Below are 21,005 nucleotides of genomic sequence, written 5' to 3'. Positions count from 1 at the left end.
AAAACAAGAGTTGTTTATTAGACTGAAAATCAGTATATTGTTTTTGCTATAAAACGATATAAATGAACAACATAGAGCAAATATATGAAAGAATTTTGGAAGTTTTAGGACTTTTTTCAGAAAATCAACTGATTAGTTATCAGAGAAGAACACCTAAAATGAGCGATTTAGAAGTCATAAGTCTTAATATTACTGCTGAATACTTGAGTATTGATAGCGAATTACAGTTATTTAGAAAATTGCCAAACTCTCTGATAAACAAAATTGAAAGAAGTGTTTACAATAAGCGAAAACGAAGACTATCCCTACAAACAGAGCAAATTAGACAGCGTATTTCGATGGAGTTCAATGAGTTTGAAGATATTTTTATCGTTGATAGCATGCCAATGAAAGTTTGTGAAAACGCTCGTTCTACTCGTTCAAAAATTTGTAAAGAGCAATCCTATTCTTCACCAACATATGGTTATTGTGCTTCACAGAAATTATATTTCTATGGCTATAAACTACACGCAGTATGTTCTTTAAATGGTGTGATTAAGAATTTTGATATAAGCCCTGCATCCGTTCACGACATCCACTATTTAAAAGATAGTGGTGAGCAAATGCGAAACTGTACTTTAATTGGAGATAGAGGCTATTTATCAGCAAAAGTTCAAATAGATTTATTTAACTATGCTAATATTAAATTAGATACACCAATGAGAAGTAATCAGAAAGATTATATTCCTCAATTTTCATTGTACAAGAAAAAGCGAAAACGAATTGAGACATTTTTCTCTCAACTTTGCGACCAATTTATGATTAAAAGAAACTATGCTAAAACTTTTGAAGGCTTTAAAACAAGGATAATCAGTAAAATAACCGCCGCAACGGTTATTCAATATATCAATAAATTTATCTTCCAAAGAAAATTAAATCATCTAAAAATCAGTATTATTTAAAATGCACAACGAGTACTTTCTAATAAAAGTTCCAATTTCAAAACAAAAAAGCCGATACACGAATGTATCGGCTTTTTTGTTTTTAAGAGAGTTATATTTATTATACCTAAAAACTCCAGTCTATCCCAAAATTGATTGAACCTAATCCAATAGCACCTGACTTAATGGCGGAATTACCTATAATATTATGCTTATAAGAGCTCATTGTGTTTTTATAACCCACATAAAGCTTACCATTTTTATTTAGTATGTAACCTACCTTAGGATAGGTGTACAATCCTCCCTCAAATGAATTGTTAATTGAGAATGAATAACCTAAATCTAAATCTGCGTAAACTTTATTACCACTAAAAAAACTTTGCACTTTAAGCGCTAAAGGAACGGTTCCAATATCTTTGCCACTAGACTTTACAAAATAATGTGAATATCCTGTTGTTAAACCTAAAGAAAATTTATCAGATATACTTTTGGTATAGGCTAACCCCAAGCCTATATTAGACGAGGTGTGCTTAGCTATTTTTCCAGTTGGCATTCCGAAATCTACACTAGCAGAAAACTTCTGAGAATATATTATAGAAGTCATCATTAAACTTGTTGAGAGTATAAGAATCTTTTTCATAGCATTAAACTTATCTAATTGAGTTTTTAAAATATATTTCACCATTATTAACAGTACCGCTGATTTTATTTCCATCAACATTGCTGTTATAATATTCAGGATCAGAAGAGCCAAAACGTATACTTATATTAGACGGAACTCCTCCAATATTTGAAAAATTAACCGTACGAGTTTCTACAGGCCAATTATCAGCTTCATAAATCACATAGAAAATTAGTGTTCTGATACATATTATGGGAGGCATCTATTCCTCCAGCAATAATAGCATTTAAATTCCTATTATGCTTTCTACGAACATCCTTTCTTGTAAATTTTGCAAAAATATATTCTGAATTTGAACCAGCGGTAGAGCTATTTATATAATTTAACTCGTTGTGCATTTTAAATAATACTGATTTTTAGATGATTTAATTTTCTTTGGAAGATAAATTTATTGATATATTGAATAACCGTTGCGGCGGTTATTTTACTGATTATCCTTGTTTTAAAGCCTTCAAAAGTTTTAGCATAGTTTCTTTTAATCATAAATTGGTCGCAAAGTTGAGAGAAAAATGTCTCAATTCGTTTTCGCTTTTTCTTGTACAATGAAAATTGAGGAATATAATCTTTCTGATTACTTCTCATTGGTGTATCTAATTTAATATTAGCATAGTTAAATAAATCTATTTGAACTTTTGCTGATAAATAGCCTCTATCTCCAATTAAAGTACAGTTTCGCATTTGCTCACCAATATCTTTTAAATAGTGGATGTCGTGAACGGATGCAGGGCTTATATCAAAATTCTTAATCACACCATTTAAAGAACATACTGCGTGTAGTTTATAGCCATAGAAATATAATTTCTGTGAAGCACAATAACCATATGTTGGTGAAGAATAGGATTGCTCTTTACAAATTTTTGAACGAGTAGAACGAGCGTTTTCACAAACTTTCATTGGCATGCTATCAACGATAAAAATATCTTCAAACTCATTGAACTCCATCGAAATACGTTGTCTAATTTGCTCTGTTTGTAGGGATAGTCTTCGTTTTCGCTTATTGTAAACACTTCTTTCAATTTTGTTTATCAGAGAGTTTGGCAATTTTCTAAATAACTGTAATTCGCTATCAATACTCAAGTATTCAGCAGTAATATTAAGACTTATGACTTCTAAATCGCTCATTTTAGGTGTTCTTCTCTGATAACTAATCAGTTGATTTTCTGAAAAAAGTCCTAAAACTTCCAAAATTCTTTCATATATTTGCTCTATGTTGTTCATTTATATCGTTTTATAGCAAAAACAATATACTGATTTTCAGTCTAATAAACAACTCTTGTTTTTTTCATTTCATAATGCACAACGGGTATAATTTATTTTTTTCAGTTGGTTATTTAAGTGGTTGTAAGAATATGCTTGAACTGCTATTTCTGAAGCACCAGCTACCCAAGATTCCTTATGTGCCTTAACAGTCATATTATCAATATACCAGTTTTTATTGGAGGAAGAAGACAATGATTCAGAAATACTTAAATCTCCCCTTTCATTGATAGGTTTCAATGAATCATCTTGTAGCCCAACTACAATCACAGAAATTCCTTTTTTAGCTAAATTTTCTGCTAGATTTTCAGTTATAGGAAAATCACATTTAACAAAATCGCCGTTTTCATTTAGCGTATACCCATCGTATTCTAACCTATCAGAGTCATCTACTTCTTCAAATATGTATATATTATTTTTAACATTAGTCTTTTTAGTTTTTAATTCTTCTGCAAATGGAATATACAAGCTGATAGAATAGCTTCTCCCTTCCAAATTTTTAAAAGCTTTATTAAAATCAGCTATGTCATTACCAAAATTTGATGATAAATCTTGAACTTTAAAAGTATTCTTTTGAATTTTACCAAAATTAACTTGATCAAATATATCTTCGTTTGAAATATTTGACAAAAACATTTTTTTTGTAGCTTCTTTTAAGAAATATCTTTTATATAGAATCTTTCTTTGTAAAGAGGCTTTTTCAATGTTAATTTTATCTTTTAAACTAAATTCATAATTGATTACTTCAGTTTCGTTAGAAGTTAAATTACCTGTTGCATCTCTATCACAAGAATAAAGACTGCCTAGTAATGCAATTGCTGCCATTAAATTAAATTTTCTCATAATAATTTATTTTTGTTACAATACGAAAATATTCTTCATTTTAATTCTTTGCAAAAAAAAAAAAGATGATTTTATTATGCTAAGCATATTAAATTAAAAACTCACATCTATACCTGTATAAAAGTTGACAGGCATAATTGGCGCATAAATCATTCCACCATCAAAATAATTACTAAAAGGATTTTTAGCATCTATGACTGGGCGTTCTTGTGTGTAAGAAGTCAAATTTTCTGCTCCTAAATACAATCTAATATTACGATTAAAAAATCTTGATATTTGAGCATTAAGTAGAACATAAGGCTTTGTAAACACTTTCGTTTGATATTCTTCTATATTTTGGTAAGTATTAGGCAATCTTTGAGCGCCTATCCACTGCAAAGTTGCATCTAAATTCCAGTAAGTCTGTTTGCTATTTTTTGTAGTAGAATACGCCATATTGACAAAACCTCTGTGTTTTGCGGTAAATGGCACATCTCTTCTTCCCCCTAGGTAATCCGCCCATACATCATAATACTTATAAGCTAGCCTAAAATCTAATCTGTTCACTGGGCTAAAATCCAACTGCGTTTGGAAAGCCAATGCCCTAGACTTGCCTTCTAAATTATAAAAAAGCATCTTTTGAGGAGAATGGTCTAAATCTACTATTACTTGATTTTGAAAATCGGTGCGAAAAACATCTGTTACCCATGAAGCCTTTCTCTTAAAAAGTTTAAACTCTTTCTGCAAACTTAGTCCATAATTCCACGCTATTTCTGGAGAAAGTCCGTAAACTTTTCCGTTAGGATTCAGCACCTCTATTGCCCTATTAGAGGCAAAAAAGTTTTGATTTTCTGCAAAGATATTAGCCGTTCTAAATCCTCTCCCTACACTTAGCCTTACAATGGTTTTATCGTTAATATCATACTTAAAATTCAATCTAGGAGAAAGTTGTGTCCCTGCCAAATTATGGAAATCAGACCTCAATCCTGCCACCAAAGTATAAGCTGCTCCCGTGAGTGTATATTCTGCAAATGCCCCTGCCACTCGCTCCGTTCTCATAAAATTTTGAGCTAAATAATCTTCATCATAAGCATCATACAAAAAGCTCCCTCCCACTTTATATTTATGATTGGTATTTCCAATAATACTTTCAAAAATTAAATTGGAATAGAAAGATTGCTGTTTTCCAAAATAAGTTCTCTTTCCGAAAAAGCTATCCTGTTGATGATAGGTAAACTGATTGATAAATCCTAAGCTTTGATAAGGCTTTCCTTTAAAAACATAACCTGTTTTATTCCAAATTTGGAACCTAGAAATATCAACACCTACACCGTAAAGATTTTGTTGGTCTTGAGTTTTTGTCCAATCATAACCAACCTGTCCAGCCTTTCTTTCATCTTTAACTAGATTCATTCCTAAATGATTCCCCCAGCCTGTATGGTCTAAATCATTATAATTCAATAGATAAGTTACATTAAGTTGATGACCTTTAGGTTGGTCTAAAAATCCATCTTTATTTCTGTCCATTTCTGGGAAAGTTCCATTAGCATGAACTAAAATAGACTGATTCCATTGTTCAGAAAGCAACGAAGTATTAACGAGGTTAAACTCTGTACGCCCATTTTCATCAGCAAAAAAATTAAGCTCTGTTTTTGGTTTTTGGTTAAACTTAACTAGCTCTGTGTTAATTTGCCCCGTAATGCCCTCGTAGCCACTAACCACTGTACTCCCACCTTTGGTAAGCTGTATGCCACCAATCCATCTACCTGGAATAAAATTAAGCCCATAAGCAGTCGCTAGCCCTCTTATTTCGAGCAAAAGTTCCTTGGTAAGGCTGGTATATTTTTGCTCCAAACCTAACATTCTAAGTTGTTTTGTCCCTGTTACAGCGTTGGTAAAAGCCACATCTACCGTTGCATTAGTTTCAAAACTTTCGGAGAGATTACAACAAGCGGCTTTTAGAAGCTCTTTAGAAGAAATATTAAACGTTAAACCCACCTCTTTTTTATTTAGTGATGTAGCCTCTCCTACTTTGGTAACCACCACCTCATCTATTTGCTTCGCTTTTTGATGATGGTCGTGGTGGTGGTCTTCTTTTTGAATAGAATCTTCCTCAGATTTTGGTGTAGTATCAGAAAGTCGTCTAGTGTATAAACAGCATTGAGGGAGTTTCTTATAAGTATCCTCATCTGCTCTATACAACTCATTATCATATCCTACTTCTGCTATTTTTTTGAGAATTTTTTCTTTTGAAGTCTTTTTAGAATCATAAGTATAAGTAAGGATTTTCTTTTCTTTATCCCAAACGGCTTCCACTACATTTTCCTCATTAGCTGCTTTTTCTATGGTTGCCTTACACATACCACAGTTACCTAATACTATGGCAGTTTCTGTCTTTGGGTTTTGAATTTGTGCTTTTATATGATTTGCAAACACCAATATTAGAACAATTAGCATTGCTCCTTTTAATCTATTTTTCATTGATTTTAGGTTTAATTTATACGAAACATTATCATTTCATTATTTAACAAAACGATATTTTAACTGCTATTTTTAGGATTATCTTACCTAAAAAACACCTATAAATTAACCTATTTTGGGTGGTTGCCAAATCTCTACTAAAGGCTTAGTAGGAATAAATCTGAAATAATGAGTATTTGGTTTTTTATGAAATTTTAAATGACATAAAGCCACCCATTGAGTGGTATCCAAGGAATAGACTAATTGATTAAATGAATAAACATTAGGGCATTTATTACAATCTGTTCCACAAGGATTTTGATGCTGATTTTCTCCTTTAGAATGAGTAGAACAACACTCCTTAGAATGCTCCTCTCCACAACAGTTAGAAGACTCTACTTGCACCACTTTCGTCATACTTGCATAACCGTTCTGCTTAGGAAAAATAAAAATACCTAAACACAACAATAAAAACAATATGTGGATTTTTTTACTCATTGACAGAACAAATATAGTCATTATTTTTTTTAAATGAATGTATCCTATAATCTACTACATTTGCAAAATGATTTTACAAGAAATTAAACAAGCTCTCAAAGATTTATCCGATGAGCAAAGGGCTACATTTAGTCTTAAATATTTTAAAGCGAATAAAGGAGAATACGCCGAAGGAGACCAATTTATTGGGGTTACCGTACCAGACCAAAGACAAGTTGCAAAAGCGTTTTGGCAAACAGTTTCTTTAGAAGAAATTAAGCAACTCCTACAGTCAGAAATACACGAACACAGGCTAACAGCACTGCTTATGCTCGTCCTGAAATTTGAAAAAACACCTCCAAAACGAAAAGAGTTAGTAGATTTTTATTTATCAAATCTTGAAGGTGTTAATAATTGGGATTTGGTAGATACTTCTGCGTATAAACTTTTGGGTAGATATTGTTTTGATAACGATGCTGAATATCTTTTGGATAGTCTAGCCAATTCTAAAAATCTATGGCATAATAGAATTGCAGTAGTATCAATGCTTTACTACATACGGAAAAAACAATATACACTTCCTCAAAAACTCATCTTGAAACACCTTAACCACCCTCACGACTTAATGCATAAAGCTAATGGCTGGATGTTGAGAGAACTAGGCAAAAGAAACGAAGAAGTATTATTAGAGTTTCTCAAACAGCACTATACTGCTATGCCTAGAACCACTCTAAGATACGCCATAGAAAAACTAGATGAACCTCTAAGACAAGATTTTCTAAATGGAAAAATTTAATATGAAAACTATTAACTTCACTGCAGAAATTATCCAACACGGAACGGACAATGCTGGCTATGTTGTCTTCCCTTTTTCCACCGAAGAGCTTTTTGGAAAGAAAGGGCAAGTAAAGGTAAAAGTGCTATTTGACAATAAAGTACCATACCGAGGAAGTCTTGCTAAAATGGGCAAATCCTATCATTTTTTAATTTTAACTAAAGAAATTAGAACATCATTAAATAAAACCTTTGGAGACACTGTAGAGGTAAGCCTTCAGCAAGATTTAGAGGAACGAGTGGTTATTATACCTGAGGAAGTATTAACTATATTTAATGCTTATCCTGAAGTAGGGTTAGCTTATAACAAGCTATCGTACACCCGAAAAAAAGAGCTAATGCTATGGATTACCTCTGCCAAAAAAGAAGAAACTAGAGAAAGAAGAAAGCAACAACTACCTTCCATTATTTTAGAGGAAACCAAAAATAAATAGTTATTACTGCCTACGCAATCTATTAAGTTCTTCCCATATATCGGGTTCATTCAGCTTTGGGAGCTCCTCAAAATCTTCGGGGTGTTCTGCTTTGTAGGCTTGCCAAAGTTTATCGTCTTTTTCACTGTAATAATTAGGGTACTGCCATATAAATCGGTGTTTCTTTTCGCCTTGTTTTCTATACATAAAAGCTAGAACAACGCCCACTACCGCTCCTACTAAATGAGACTGCCATGAGATTTGGCTGGGTTGGTCTAATTGAGAAAAGAATTCTTCAGGAAAAATTCCCCAAATTAAACTTCCATAATACAAAGCTACAAGGAGAGAGATGGTGAGTAATTTCATATTCCATCTAAAAATTCCACTAAAGAATAAGAAGAAAGCCAACATATAGACTATACCACTAGCACCTATAATACAGGTATAATGCATTTCTCCTGTAAATAAGTCTACCTGAGGTGTAAGCCAAACTAAAAACCCAGTAGACAACCAACCCAATAAGAAAATAACATTTGCTATTTTAGGGTAAAACTCGTACAATAAAAAAAGTAAAACACCTAGAGGAACAGAGTTACTCCATATATGATCTAAGCCAGAATGTAAAAAAGGAGAAAACAAAACACCCTTTAGCCCTTCTGGAGCTAACGGAATTAGTGCTCCCTGACAATGCTCCACTAAGCCCACGGATTGTAATAAAAACCCAATCCATATAGCTGATAATACTACAATTGGTACTTTTATAGAGCGAAAAGATTCATTTTTAAACATATCGGTTTTCCTCACAAATGTTTTGCCAAACCAAAAAAAGAGACTTTATTTTTCATAAATAGAAAAACTGTCCTATTTTTGTACTAAAATTATAAATAAATTACTAATGCTAAAACATTTAGCCCTTTTTATTTTATCAATTTGTCATACTTTTGTACTAGGACAAATACAGCATAATAAAAAGCTAATAGATTCTATAAGCAACAAGCATTGGGAATCCAATATCATAGACATAGATAGTTTTAGTAAAGAGCATTTAGTTGCCCTTAAATCCTATAAAATAGACACCTTAATTCCCTCATCTCCACCCAAGAGCATTAAGGAAGATATCCCTGTAACTCCCTATAAATTTCTAAAAATGGACACTCCTCAGAAATGGTATTTTTGGGGACAGAACACTTTGGTTTTTAACCAATCGAGCTTTTCTAATTGGAACTCTGGGGGAAATAATAGTGTTGGAGTCATAGGAAATATAGACTATAACTTAAGCTATAAAAATAGAAATCATTACTGGGAAAACATTGTAAGAATGGGATACGGTATGGTTTCAACTCAAAACCAAGCAGCAAGAAAAACCGACGACTACCTTAATATTATGAGCAACTATGGCTACGAAATAGGAGGAAACTATTACTTATCTATAGGTGCTCAGTTTTTAACTCAATTTATGCCAGGTTATAATTACGCAATTACACCTAAACCTTCCTACGAGAATAGGATTTCAAAATTCATGGCTCCAGGGTATATCAATGCGGGTATGGGTATTTCTTACAACCCAAACGAAAATTTTCAAGTAATCTTCCGCCCTGCAAACACAAAACTTACTTTTGTTTTAGACAAAGAGTTACAACGTGCAGGCAGATATGGTTTAGAAAGAGATGGGCAATCAGTAAGAGTAGAGCTCGGTGCCATGCTTACCGCTTTGTATAGACTTAAAATTTATAAAGACATTAACCTAGTTAACCAAATAGGCTTTTTTACCAACTACCTCTATCACCCAGAAAGAGTAGATATCAACTACACAGGGACTCTTAACCTTAAGTTCAGTAAATTTATTACAACTATGGTAATGGTAAATCTACTTTATGACCATGATCAGGTACAAAAACTACAAATGAAACAAACTTTAGGTATAGGTCTTACCTATAATTTTGGAGCAGATGAAAAAGGTAAAATACCTCAAAAAAAGATCTTAAAGCCCTACGAATTTAGATAAAAATACTATTTTAAAACAAACACCCCTAAATTTTATAGGGTACACTAACTTTATAATTGATTTTTTTGTAATTTAGCCCCATCTAAAATTACAAAATATGTCAACTTTAAGATTTAAAGCTTTATCAGAGCTTCCGTTTAGGGACTATAGAAGATCTAACTCTATAGATGTACCTACTAAATTATCAGATTTATTTTGCCAAAATGTATTTTCCGTAGAAACTATGAGAAAATACTTAACCAAAGAGGCCTTCAATTCTATTTTAGATGCAATGAAAATAGGTTCTAAGATAGAACACCACATTGCAGACCAAGTTGCAGTAGCTATGAAAGATTGGGCTATGAGCAAAGGTGTTACACATTACACTCACTGGTTTCAGCCACTTACAGGTGCTACAGCAGAAAAGCATGATAGTTTTTTCACTCCTATAGGCGACGGTAGAGCTATTGAGAGATTTAACGGAAGTATGCTTATCCAGCAAGAGCCAGACGCCTCTTCTTTTCCTAACGGAGGAATAAGAAATACTTTTGAAGCTAGAGGTTATACCGCTTGGGACCCAACTTCTCCTGCCTTTATTATGGGAACCACCTTATGTATTCCTTCTATTTTCATTTCTTATACAGGAGAAACTCTTGACTACAAAACACCTCTTCTAAAAGCTCTACACGCTATAGATATGGCAGCGACTGAGGTATGTAAAGCTTATTTTGATAAAAATGTAAATAAAGTTACCGCCACTCTTGGCTGGGAACAAGAATATTTCTTAGTAGATACCGCTCTTTACCAATCTAGACCAGACCTTGTAATTACAGGAAAAACCCTTTTAGGACACTCTCCTGCTAAAGGTCAGCAGTTAGACGACCATTATTTTGGTTCCATTCCTACTAGAGTAATGAACTTTATGAAGGAGCTAGAAATAGAATGCATGAAGCTAGGAATACCTGTTACCACAAGACACAACGAGGTGGCTCCTAACCAATTTGAACTCGCTCCGATGTTTGAAGAAGCCAATGTCGCTGTAGACCACAACTCACTTTTAATGGATGTTATGGCTAGAGTAGCACACAAACATCACTTCCATATTTTATTCCACGAAAAGCCTTTCGCTGGAGTTAATGGTAGCGGAAAACACAACAACTGGTCTCTAAGCACAGATACTGGAGAAAACCTTTTAAGCCCAGGCAAAAACCCTAAAAAGAATCTACAATTTTTAACATTCTTTGTAAATACCTTAAAAGCCGTTCATGACTATGCAGATTTACTTAGAGCAAGTATCGCTTCTGCAAGTAACGACCACCGTTTAGGAGCAAACGAAGCACCACCTGCCATTATTTCCGCTTTCATAGGAAGTCAGCTTTCAGGCGTTCTCAACGAACTTGAAAAAGTAACTTTCGGAAAATTATCTCCAGAAGAAAAGACAGACTTAAAACTAAATGTTGTAGGGAAAATCCCAATGATTTTACTGGACAATACCGATAGAAACAGAACCTCTCCATTCGCTTTTACAGGAAATAAATTTGAACTTCGTGCCGTAGGTTCTTCTGCAAACTGTGCCGAACCAATGACCGTAATGAATGTAATTATGGCTAAGCAGTTAGGCGTTTTCAAAAAAGAAGTAGATGCACTTATTGAAAAAGGTCTTAAAAAAGATGAAGCTATATTTAATGTATTGAGAGAGTATGTAAAGCAGTCTAAAAATATCATTTTTGAAGGCGATGGCTATTCTGAAGAATGGGAAAAGGAGGCAAAAAAAAGAGGTCTTAACAATTTAAAAACTACACCTGAAGCTCTTAAAAATGAATTAAACGATAAGTTTGTACAACTTTATGAAGAACTTGGAATTTATTCAAAAAGAGAATTCCAAGCGAGAAACGAAATCAAGATAGAAAAATATTCTACCGTAATAGACATTGAGGCTAGAGTACTAGGAGACATTGCACGAAACCACATTATTCCTGCCGCTCTTAACTATCAGAACAGACTGATAGAAAATGTTAAAGGATTAAAAGAAATCTTCCCTGAAAAAGAGTATAAGATTCTCGCAAAAGAGCAACTAAATCTTATTTCCGAAATTTCTAAAAATGTATCCAAAATAAAACTAGGCGTAGATGAGCTTCTTTCAGAAAAAGCTAAAGCTAAAGAGTTGCACGGCATGAAACAAGCGGAAGCTTATTGTTCAAAAGTAAAACCTTTGTTTGACGGCATTCGTGAAGCATCAGATGAGTTAGAAATGATGGTAGATGATGAGCTTTGGCCAATGACAAAATATAGAGAACTCCTTTTCACTAGATAGAGGTGTTAAAAAATCTTAATAAATCAACGCCACAGAAAACCTAAAACAGGGAATTTCTGTGGTTTTTTATTTTAACAAACCTTACAATAATGTTAAAAACTGTTAAATCTTGTAACACTCTAAAAAAAGGCTCCCATAGATTACTTACCTTTGTAAGGTCTTTTTAAAGAAAAAGAATTCTTTATTTAATAGGGACACTACTAAAATAGTCAGAAATGAAAAACAAAAATTTAGTATACGTTTTATTAGCTTTAGTCGCTTTTTCTTTACAGTCATGTGTAAGTAACTATGTAGTTACAGCTACTCCTTCTAATGCTAACACTGAATACAAATCTAATACCAAAGTACCTAAAATAAGCAAAGCAAGTTTAACTTCAGCAAAAAAATCTCTTTACCAAGATGAAGCTGAAGCTAACTATGTTGCAGCAAAAACAACTTTAGCAAGAGTAAATAATTTAGAAACTAAAGCCGAGATAGAGAAAGCTATTAAGCACTCACAAACAATAGACGAAATTCTTAATCAAGCGAATACTTACCTGGGAACTCCTTACCGTTACGGAGGCACTACTAGAAGTGGTATAGATTGTTCTGCATTTGTATTATCTGTGTTTAACGAAGTTACTGGCATAAGCCTTCCTAGAGTAGCTGCTGCACAGGCACAAGAGGGCGAAGTGGTATCAAAAGAAGAATTACAAAAAGGAGATTTATTATTTTTCTCACAAGGAAGAGGAAGAATTTCTCATGTTGCAATTGTTCATGAAGTAACCGCAGAAGGTGATGTGAAGTTTATACACGCTTCTACCTCTCAGGGAGTGAGCTTCTCTTCATTAAACAGCAATTACTGGAAAGCTAGATTTAGATTTGCTAAAAGAATATTAACACCTGAAATGGTAATAGCTCAACAAAAAAAGCAAGATATACAAGCTGCTTCTTTATAAGAACTAAATACTTATTTGATATAAATAATAAAAATCCGATATAGTTATATCGGATTTTTTATGCTAATAAAATAGTATCTATCTTACTCGTTGTGCATTTTAAATAATACTGATTTTTAGATGATTTAATTTTCTTTGGAAGATAAATTTATTGATATATTGAATAACCGTTGCGGCGGTTATTTTACTGATTATCCTTGTTTTAAAGCCTTCAAAAGTTTTAGCATTGTTTCTTTTAATCATAAATTGGTCGCAAAGTTGAGAGAAAAATGTCTCAATTCGTTTTCGCTTTTTCTTGTACAATGAAAATTGAGGAATATAATCTTTCTGATTACTTCTCATTGGTGTATCTAATTTAATATTAGCATAGTTAAATAAATCTATTTGAACTTTTGCTGATAAATAGCCTCTATCTCCAATTAAAGTACAGTTTCGCATTTGCTCACCAATATCTTTTAAATAGTGGATGTCGTGAACGGATGCAGGGCTTATATCAAAATTCTTAATCAACACCATTTAAAGAACATACTGCGTGTAGTTTATAGCCATAGAAATATAATTTCTGTGAAGCACAATAACCATATGTTGGTGAAGAATAGGATTGCTCTTTACAAATTTTTGAACGAGTAGAACGAGCGTTTTCACAAACTTTCATTGGCATGCTATCAACGATAAAAATATCTTCAAACTCATTGAACTCCATCGAAATACGCTGTCTAATTTGCTCTGTTTGTAGGGATAGTCTTCGTTTTCGCTTATTGTAAACACTTCTTTCAATTTTGTTTATCAGAGAGTTTGGCAATTTTCTAAATAACTGTAATTCGCTATCAATACTCAAGTATTCAGCAGTAATATTAAGACTTATGACTTCTAAATCGCTCATTTTAGGTGTTCTTCTCTGATAACTAATCAGTTGATTTTCTGAAAAAAGTCCTAAAACTTCCAAAATTCTTTCATATATTTGCTCTAAGTTGTTCATTTATATCGTTTTATAGCAAAAACAATATACTGATTTTCAGTCTAATAAACAACTCTTGTTTTTTTCATTTCATAATGCACAACGGGTTATCTATCTTTTAAAAATCTATTATATTTACCCCATGAACATTATTGAATATAAATCTATGAAAATTTGGAAGCAAAGCCTATGGGGCACTATAGGATTAGTACTATTAGGTTTTTCTATATATTACATTTTAGCGAGTTCAAAGCATAATAAAGTAGATCTTTCAACTAAAACAAATACTACACAAGTAAATAATAACATAGAGCCAAATATATCGCCCTCTGCAACCATTCAAAATCAAGATAGTTTGAGTATTATTGCGGTAGGAGATGTCATGTTTGGTTCTAATTTCCCTGACCCTTCTTTTCTTCCTCCTGATGGTGGTAAAGAACTAATGGCTGAATTTAAACCTTTTATAAAGGATACAGATGTTGCATTTGCCAATGTAGAAGGCGTATTTCTAGATTCAGGAGGCACACCTAAAGGAAAAGGGAATAATATTTTCTGTTTTCGCCAGCCCACCGAAATGGCAAAAATTTACAAGGATTACGGATTTAATCTTTTGAGTCTAGCTAACAATCACATGGCAGATTTTGGTCAAGTAGGGATAGAGTCGTCTCAAAACACATTGCGTCAGCTAGAAATAGCTTTTGCAGGGTCTAAAGCTCAACCCCACACTCAGCTAATAGCTAATAATAAAAAGGTTGGATTTGCTGCATTTGCTCCTCATACGGGCTCTCAAGATATGAATGACCTAGAAACCGCTATATCTATAGTTAAGGAGCTTAGAAAAAATAATGACTTTGTTATTGTAAGTTTCCATGGAGGAGCAGAAGGTGCTAAACACCAAAGGGTCACCAGAAAAAGAGAAATCTTTTATCAACAAAATAGAGGTAATGTCTACGAATTTGCTCACCAAATGATAGACGCAGGAGCAGATGTGGTATTAGGACACGGTCCTCATGTGATAAGAGCTGTAGAAATGTATAAAAATAAATTTATAGCTTATAGTTTGGGAAACTTTTGCACTTACGGGCAATTTAACCTCAAAGGAGATAATGCTCTAGCTCCTATGCTCAGAATTCAGCTTGCACCCAATGGAGAATTGGTAAAAGTGAAAGTAATAAGTGGAATTCAGACAGGGAAAGGTGGTCCTATATTAGATAACGAACAAAGAGCATTTCATAAAATAAAAGAACTAACAGAGCTAGACTTCCCAGAAACAAACTTAAAATTCAGCAACGGATTTATCCTTCCAAAATACAATTAACAGCTTCTTGCATCATTTTCAGTTATTAAATAGTTTTTATAAGATTGTTCAAGAATCAAATAAATTAGTTATTTTCGTAAAAAACTTTATAAAAATGGAAAACCTTAATTTTTCTCAAATGAAAGAAGACAAAGATATATTGTTCCTACTACACTTATCTCAATTATTTAATCTTATTACAGGATTCGGTGGGCTCTTATAGCTCCTATCTTAATTTGGGCTTTCAAAAAAGATGAAATACAGGGAGTAAATGAGCAAGGAAAAGAGGTTATCAACTTTCAAATCACTATGTTTCTAGGCATTTTGGTATCTATACCTTTATGCTTTATCCTGATAGGTTTTTTATTCATATCTATTATAGTACTTCTTATGATTATAGTACCTATTATACAAGCTATTAAATCTAAAGATAACCAAACTGTAAGATATCCTTTAACTATTAGATTTTTTTAGCTTAAAAAACAATAAAGGAGCTTACCCATTTTATAGTAAACTCCTTTATTATTTTTTTACTTTTTACCTTATCTAATCTTTCCAAAAAGTCCATACAGTACCGTTGAATACCGCCAACTGGTTCATCTTTGTGTCGTATGCCATCATTCCTGGAGCAGGGTTGATAATTTTCAAATGTGGAGAATCCATCTTAGGTAAAATCATCGCCTTATTATTATCTGACAACACCAGTATTCCCGAAGGTTGACCACTAGTATTAGCTCCTATAATTACAGAGGCATCTGTTTTATCCGTCTTTGATGACTGAAGACTCCTATCTACTTTACCTGTAGTATCTAATGTAACACCACCAAAAGTATGTTGGGTATTAAATGTTAATGCTCGCCAATCTCCATTAGGCCGTGCATACTTCACTACCCTATCAGAACCATCCATCACAATTGTTCCTGGAACTACATCAGACACGGACGACAATGAAGTTACATAAGGTAAAATAAGACCTCTATATTGCGTCCCAAATTCTAGGGATACTGATGGGTTAGAAACTTCACTCTTACCCAAGGCTACCTGACCAAATGCAAACATGGACAAGCCTATAAAAAATATTGATAATTTAATTTTCATTTGTTTTTCTATTTGTATATTATAAAATTACTCTGGGCAAGTTTGTGTTGAAAAACAACTCCAAATACTACCGTTATAAATCTTTAGACAGTTATTTGTGGTATCATAAACCATCATACCTGCTACAAAGTTAGCTACTGGAATCCCAACAGGAAGACCGTTAGTATCAAAAGGAACTCTGTTTACTACAAATCCTTTAGTATTTGACTCTAAAGCGATCCAACCACCCTCTCTTACCATTGGCCAATTCTCTCCTTGTGCATCTGCTCCTGCTCTAGAGAGAGACGTAATTCCCACCTTAGTAGGGAGTGCATCTCCTGCCGCACTTATAACTGGCTTTTTGTAACAAACTTTAGCCAAGTTAATAATCACTGTTGCGGTATCTGTTACTCCTCCACAAGCTCCTGTAACTGTATACTTAAAACTATAAGTACCTGATTGTGCTGAACTAACTCTCCACTGGTTACCTATCAAAAGACTACTTGATGGTGTGGTAGTTTCTGTCCATGTTCCAAAACCGTCATAGTTTCCTTGAAGATAATCAAAAAGGTTAAGATTGGTACCCATATTTTCATCATAAGTAAGGTTAACGGTTTGACCAGTTCCTGCTTTAGCTGCAGTGAGTGCATCTTCTGTAAGTTTTAGGTCTAAAGTTGTATTGATACAGCTTGTAGCCGAGTTAGTACTAAGACGTATATGATAAATACCAGCTTTATCGGCTGTATATGTTCCTAGATTTAGTACATTGGTAGTAGATAAGATATTATTAGGTTCTCCTTCTTTTGTCCACTCGTAGTTTAGATAATCTAGCCCATCTACCACGAGACTTAGCTCATTAGATGCACACACAGGAACCATACGAATACCTGGACGACCAAGCTTAGCTATATCCAATTTTCTTGTTTGGAAGTTACCACACTGGTCATACACACGGAAGAAATAAGTACCTCCTGCAAGCCCTTCAAATATAGGGTTGGTTCCGTTATCTTTAATTGTTGTAGCATCATTAGCTTCCGAGGATACTATAGCGTAAGTTAAAGGAGCTGTACCACCACTTGCAGATAAAGCAACATCATAAGTCCCATTTGCACAAGCAAATGCATAAGCATTAGAAAAAGTAAGTGTAGCTCCTATCTCAAATTCTTTAAGAACTATAGGGTCACAAACCCTAGCTACAATTTTATTGTCAACTATTTCTCTATAAAATCTTGGAGTTGAAATAATCCTATACTTCCCAGCTGACTGAGTATTCCATTCATTTGGATGAGATCTAAACGTACCAACATATGATGGTACAGCATCCATTGGACTCGTCCCCCAAGCATTTTTTTCTGGAAAAAATTTTTGATAATCTACTATCGAACCACTACCAGAATCTCTTATAAACTTAAATTGTCCAGCACAGTTAAACTCTATTCTTGTAGTTGGATCAACTTGCTGATTTACACTAGCATTGATATCAAAAGTTGATACAGAACTATTACAAGTTGTTTCAGAACTAAAGGTATAAGCACCTGGAGGAATATCAATCAATAAAAACGCATCTTTATGACCATCTTGTGTTACAAAAGCATCATCAGGAATGATGTATGGCAAAGGTTCATATTGATCTATAAATGCTTGAGGAGCAGAAGTAATACGAGTATTAATCAAAGGAAATGTCTCAAGAGAACTTGATTTTTTTGCATATCCTGAAAGTGTTACTGCTGATGAGCTACAACTTCCTACTTGACCTACCTGTAATTGAAATAATGGTTGAGTAATAACAAGTGTATTCTCTTGTTGTATATTACCACATTCATCTATAATTTGATATTTATAAGTACCCTCAGGTAATGCTTGTGAGTAACTTCCATAACGATGAACTGTACGCAATTGCCCATGATTACTATTGTAAACCAAAGGGTCAAAACCCTGAGGTGCAGAAATAAAGTTCACACGATATTTTGAAACAAGAGTATAATTAGCCTGCCAAGTATCTACAGCATAAGTACTGAAGTATTGTCCAGGGCAAACTCCTGATGTATTTCCTATAAAGGCATTATAAGAAGCACTATATTTAAAATCATTATATTGAGTTACCTTTCTACCACAAGCATCTGTTGTAGTTGTTTTCAATTGTAGCTGACTCACTCCTTTAAAATATGGTATTATAGGCATATTAGTATCAGTACCTGAAACAGTTTCTATTGCTCCTGTATTAGGGTTGGTATATTCCATTTTAATAGATAAAGGTAGCTTTATGTGACGTGCATAATAATATCTTGTACCTTCGTAAGTTAGTTGCACACCTTCACAATCTTGAGTAGGTGTACCTTTAAACACTATTTCTGTAAAATTACTTACTTGATTTTGAATTTCTCTCCCTCTTACGAAACCTGTTCCACAATCATCTATTACTCTATATCTGTGGTTACCCGCTTTAAGTCCTGTAAAAGTATAGGTGTTTGCGTCATCTTGAAATTCTGAAACCACCACATTACTATCATCTAAAATCTGATAACGGTAAGGTGATCTTCCTCCTGTAACAGTAACCCGAAAAGAGCCATCATTACCACAAGTTTCGTTACTTACTACTTGAGAACTTACATTGGTAATTGGTGTTTTTTGGTCGGCAATAGTAAAATCGTTACTTGTAGCTTGGTTGCTTTGTGTAGTACCACTTAGAGTTTGTGTGGCTACTACTCTATAAGTACCTGCAGGAAGCCCAGTAAAAGTTAACAAACTTGTCGTTTCAATAGCCTTACTTAAATCGGAAGTTTTATAAATACTATAAACTATACTAGAGTTAGCGGTGGTTCCACTAGTCGTCCAAGAAAGCGTACCGTTGTTAGTACAAATCTCTGGAGTTCCTGTGAGACTAATTGTAAAACTCTGTAATTGTGCTAAAAAAGCAAAGGGAGTATGACCAAAGTCAAACTTAGTAGTTTTTTTATCATAGTGTGCGTAATTTTTGTGCAAACATAAGTATTATTTAATATATCACAATATATATTGAGGGATGATAATGTAAATATTATGCCAAAATTTAACTTTTGTTAATAAAAATTAAATTTTCTATATTTGTCGCATTGTATTTATCAAGAACCTTCTATAAGAAAGGTAGCAACCTGCAACAACAAGCAAGGTGCTGAAAATGATAAGCCTTAAATAAAGGAAAAAATGTTGTTTTATCCTCCCACATTATTTCTTGAGTTACAACGAGGTTCATTGGTAAATGCAGATTAGAAAAACTGTATTGAAAAATGAAAAACGCATCTATTATCTCAGTTATTCCTCTACTGGTGTTTGTATCCATCTTTATTGGTAGTGGTATTTATTTTAATGATTTTTATGCTCTTCCATCTCCTATCGCTGTAATGGTAGGGATTATATCTGCTTTCCTTCTATTTAAAGGAAAACTTAGCGAAAAAATAGACACCTTTCTAAATGGTTGTGGCGATCACAAGATACTCAATATGTGTATTATTTATCTTCTTGCTGGAGCTTTTGCTGTAGTATCAAAATCTATAGGAAGTGTAGATATCATTGTAAATTTAGGAGTTAATATTATCCCTTTTTCATATATACCTGTCGGCGTTTTTATAATTGCATCTTTTATTTCGATATCATCAGGAACTTCTGTAGGAACTATTGTAGCTTTAGGCTCTGTGGTAGTTGGATTCGCTGACAAAGGTATAGATATTAACCTATTAGGAGCGGCACTATTAGGTGGAGCTATGCTAGGAGATAACCTATCCGTAATTTCGGATACTACCATAGCCGCTACCCAAACACTTGGATGTGAAATGAAGGACAAGCTAAGGACCAATCTTAAAATAGCTATTCCTGCTGCTATCGTTACCTGTGTACTGTATATTGTATTAGCAAATACAAATACTCCTGCCAGCAACATCACATCTAGCACCTCTCCAACTAATACCTATCAGCTATTTTTAATACTACCATATCTATTAGTAATACTCCTTTCGCTTATGGGCATTAATGTTTTTTTAGTGCTTCTACTAGGTGTTTTATTTAGTAGTTTTTTAGGTTTTTTTATTTTGGATTTTGGGATACTAGAAATTAGTAAAAAAATATATGAAGGTTTCACCAGTATGCAAGAGATTTTTATACTTTCCTTTTTCACAGGAGGCTTAGCTGCCTTAGTTGAAAAAGCTGGAGGAATGGATTTTCTTCTTAACAGAATAAAAAAAATTATTTCAGGAAGAAAGTCTGCTTTACTAGGTGTAGGTACGCTTGTAAGCCTTGTAGATATGGCAACTGCTAATAACACGATAGCTATTATTATATCAGGTAAAATTGCTAAAAATATAAGTACACACTATAAAATAGCTCCTAGATTTATGGCTTCTGTACTAGATATTTTCTCTTGTGTTATACAAGGTCTTCTCCCTTATGGAGCTCAGATACTTATTATCATTGGACTAAGCAATAACCGTATTGATTATTTTAACTTAGTAAGCTATACTTTTTATCCTATTCTATTGCTTTTATGTGTACTCCTTTGGATTTTTTTCTCTAAAGAAGCGAAGAAGACACAAACATAAA

Annotated in this window: 18 protein-coding genes, 1 pseudogene and 1 riboswitch; of the genes and pseudogenes, 9 read left to right on the top strand and 10 right to left on the bottom strand. The window is 33.4% G+C overall.

The features are described from left to right. Positions 1 to 62 precede the first annotated feature (62 nt). Complete coding sequence (locus VIX88_RS08405; protein WP_127919811.1) at positions 63 to 941, top strand: IS982-like element ISRa1 family transposase; 879 nt, start codon at positions 63 to 65, stop codon at positions 939 to 941. A gap of 106 nt (positions 942 to 1,047) precedes the next feature. Here the strand turns inward: VIX88_RS08405 and VIX88_RS08400 are convergent, their stop codons facing one another. From VIX88_RS08400 to VIX88_RS08375, 6 genes are all read right to left on the bottom strand, one after another. Continuing rightward, positions 1,048 to 1,560, bottom strand: coding sequence for a hypothetical protein (locus VIX88_RS08400; RefSeq protein WP_153937324.1), 513 nt, complete (start codon positions 1,558 to 1,560; stop codon positions 1,048 to 1,050). A 10-nt stretch (positions 1,561 to 1,570) separates the two neighbouring features. Further along, complete coding sequence (locus VIX88_RS08395; protein WP_127919895.1) at positions 1,571 to 1,765, bottom strand: hypothetical protein; 195 nt, start codon at positions 1,763 to 1,765, stop codon at positions 1,571 to 1,573. A gap of 176 nt (positions 1,766 to 1,941) precedes the next feature. Next, positions 1,942 to 2,820 carry an IS982-like element ISRa1 family transposase gene (locus VIX88_RS08390; RefSeq protein WP_127919822.1) on the bottom strand — a complete coding sequence of 293 codons (879 nt, stop codon included), beginning with the start codon at positions 2,818 to 2,820 and terminating at the stop codon, positions 1,942 to 1,944. A gap of 69 nt (positions 2,821 to 2,889) precedes the next feature. After that, positions 2,890 to 3,702 carry a hypothetical protein gene (locus VIX88_RS08385; RefSeq protein ID WP_154212708.1) on the bottom strand — a complete coding sequence of 271 codons (813 nt, stop codon included), beginning with the start codon at positions 3,700 to 3,702 and terminating at the stop codon, positions 2,890 to 2,892. Positions 3,703 to 3,795: 93 nt separating this feature from the next. Continuing rightward, positions 3,796 to 6,162, bottom strand: a complete 2,367-nt coding sequence (locus VIX88_RS08380) for a TonB-dependent receptor domain-containing protein (protein WP_064971087.1) — start codon at positions 6,160 to 6,162, stop codon at positions 3,796 to 3,798. 105 nt (positions 6,163 to 6,267) lie between these two features. Then, positions 6,268 to 6,660, bottom strand: a complete 393-nt coding sequence (locus VIX88_RS08375) for a hypothetical protein (protein ID WP_185116887.1) — start codon at positions 6,658 to 6,660, stop codon at positions 6,268 to 6,270. Positions 6,661 to 6,706: 46 nt separating this feature from the next. Here VIX88_RS08375 and VIX88_RS08370 point away from each other — a divergent pair, with 46 nt between their 5' ends. Both VIX88_RS08370 and VIX88_RS08365 read left to right on the top strand, forming a co-directional pair. Then, the gene (locus VIX88_RS08370) at positions 6,707 to 7,414 is read left to right on the top strand and encodes a DNA alkylation repair protein (protein WP_064971086.1); all 708 of its coding nucleotides are present in this window, start codon (positions 6,707 to 6,709) and stop codon (positions 7,412 to 7,414) included. After that, positions 7,401 to 7,886, top strand: coding sequence for a YdeI/OmpD-associated family protein (locus VIX88_RS08365; protein WP_064971085.1), 486 nt, complete (start codon positions 7,401 to 7,403; stop codon positions 7,884 to 7,886). The genes VIX88_RS08370 and VIX88_RS08365 overlap by 14 nt, the downstream gene beginning before the upstream one ends. 3 nt (positions 7,887 to 7,889) lie before the next feature. Here VIX88_RS08365 and VIX88_RS08360 read toward each other — a convergent pair whose 3' ends face one another. After that, entirely contained in the window at positions 7,890 to 8,654 is a 765-nt protein-coding gene (locus VIX88_RS08360; RefSeq protein WP_064971084.1) for a rhomboid family intramembrane serine protease, read from the bottom strand. A gap of 106 nt (positions 8,655 to 8,760) precedes the next feature. Between VIX88_RS08360 and VIX88_RS08355 the strand changes: the two genes are divergently transcribed. The 3 genes from VIX88_RS08355 (at position 8,761) to VIX88_RS08345 (ending at position 13,101) form a co-directional block, all read left to right on the top strand. After that, on the top strand, positions 8,761 to 9,870 hold the full coding sequence (locus VIX88_RS08355) for a DUF3078 domain-containing protein (protein WP_064971083.1): 1,110 nt from the start codon (positions 8,761 to 8,763) through the stop codon (positions 9,868 to 9,870). Between the two features lie 97 nt (positions 9,871 to 9,967). Next, the gene (locus VIX88_RS08350; RefSeq protein ID WP_064971082.1) at positions 9,968 to 12,163 is read left to right on the top strand and encodes a glutamine synthetase III; all 2,196 of its coding nucleotides are present in this window, start codon (positions 9,968 to 9,970) and stop codon (positions 12,161 to 12,163) included. A gap of 215 nt (positions 12,164 to 12,378) precedes the next feature. Beyond that, positions 12,379 to 13,101 carry a C40 family peptidase gene (locus VIX88_RS08345; protein WP_109475385.1) on the top strand — a complete coding sequence of 241 codons (723 nt, stop codon included), beginning with the start codon at positions 12,379 to 12,381 and terminating at the stop codon, positions 13,099 to 13,101. A gap of 99 nt (positions 13,102 to 13,200) precedes the next feature. On the opposite strand, the pseudogene VIX88_RS08340 reads toward VIX88_RS08345, so the two are convergent. Next, positions 13,201 to 14,080: pseudogene (locus VIX88_RS08340) on the bottom strand (IS982-like element ISRa1 family transposase). Between the two features lie 121 nt (positions 14,081 to 14,201). Between VIX88_RS08340 and VIX88_RS08335 the strand changes: the two are divergent. Continuing rightward, on the top strand, positions 14,202 to 15,377 hold the full coding sequence (locus tag VIX88_RS08335) for a CapA family protein (RefSeq protein WP_081276923.1): 1,176 nt from the start codon (positions 14,202 to 14,204) through the stop codon (positions 15,375 to 15,377). 183 nt (positions 15,378 to 15,560) lie between these two features. Continuing rightward, positions 15,561 to 15,830, top strand: a complete 270-nt coding sequence (locus tag VIX88_RS08330) for a DUF4870 domain-containing protein (protein WP_225910686.1) — start codon at positions 15,561 to 15,563, stop codon at positions 15,828 to 15,830. Between the two features lie 72 nt (positions 15,831 to 15,902). Here VIX88_RS08330 and VIX88_RS08325 read toward each other — a convergent pair whose 3' ends face one another. Together VIX88_RS08325 and VIX88_RS08320 are read right to left on the bottom strand one after the other, a co-directional pair. Further along, positions 15,903 to 16,454: a hypothetical protein gene (locus VIX88_RS08325; RefSeq protein ID WP_081276922.1), complete on the bottom strand. Its 552-nt coding sequence runs from the start codon at positions 16,452 to 16,454 to the stop codon at positions 15,903 to 15,905. Positions 16,455 to 16,481: 27 nt separating this feature from the next. Further along, complete coding sequence (locus VIX88_RS08320; RefSeq protein ID WP_064970890.1) at positions 16,482 to 19,415, bottom strand: SprB repeat-containing protein; 2,934 nt, start codon at positions 19,413 to 19,415, stop codon at positions 16,482 to 16,484. Positions 19,416 to 19,526: 111 nt separating this feature from the next. After that, a riboswitch (SAM-I-IV-variant riboswitch) is annotated at positions 19,527 to 19,627 on the top strand. Positions 19,628 to 19,699: 72 nt separating this feature from the next. Between VIX88_RS08320 and VIX88_RS08315 the strand changes: the two genes are divergently transcribed. Beyond that, positions 19,700 to 21,004 carry a Na+/H+ antiporter NhaC family protein gene (locus VIX88_RS08315; RefSeq protein ID WP_064970888.1) on the top strand — a complete coding sequence of 435 codons (1,305 nt, stop codon included), beginning with the start codon at positions 19,700 to 19,702 and terminating at the stop codon, positions 21,002 to 21,004. Position 21,005 lies beyond the last annotated feature (1 nt).

Origin of the sequence: Riemerella anatipestifer (assembly GCF_035666175.1) — a bacterium.
Classification (GTDB): Bacteria; Bacteroidota; Bacteroidia; order Flavobacteriales; family Weeksellaceae; genus Riemerella; species Riemerella anatipestifer_D.
Note: the sequence above shows the minus strand (reverse complement) of the source record. Positions and strands in the feature narration are given on the sequence as shown.